Below are 335 nucleotides of genomic sequence, written 5' to 3'. Positions count from 1 at the left end.
CGGCTTCGTACGCCAGCAGCTATCCCTTCCGGCCAATGCCGCCAGCACGCAAGGACGACGAGGCATAGGACGGCCCAGCATGCTTGGGCCGCCCTGGGTGGCCCAGTGCTGAAATGTGCCGCTGAAAGCGGCCCGGATGCCGCGCGAGTAGCAACGGCATGAAAGCGCGGCACAAAAGAAAAAGGCCGCTGCATAAGCAGCGGCCTTTTTCATCGAGTCTTGGTGCCCAGAAGAGGACTCGAACCTCCACAGTGTTGCCACCGCTAGGACCTGAACCTAGTGCGTCTACCAATTTCGCCATCTGGGCTTCGTTTTGCTGCTTTGCTGCAGCGCTG

At 60.6% G+C, this 335-nt stretch carries 1 tRNA gene; it reads right to left on the bottom strand.

Annotated elements, in window-relative coordinates:
- Positions 1-220: 220 nt before the first annotated feature.
- A tRNA-Leu gene (locus OR16_RS38835) sits at positions 221-307 on the bottom strand.
- Between the last annotated feature and the right edge of the window lie 28 nt (positions 308-335).

Source organism: Cupriavidus basilensis OR16, from assembly GCF_000243095.1.
Classification (GTDB): domain Bacteria; phylum Pseudomonadota; class Gammaproteobacteria; order Burkholderiales; family Burkholderiaceae; genus Cupriavidus; species Cupriavidus basilensis_D.
Note: the sequence above shows the minus strand (reverse complement) of the source record. Positions and strands in the feature narration are given on the sequence as shown.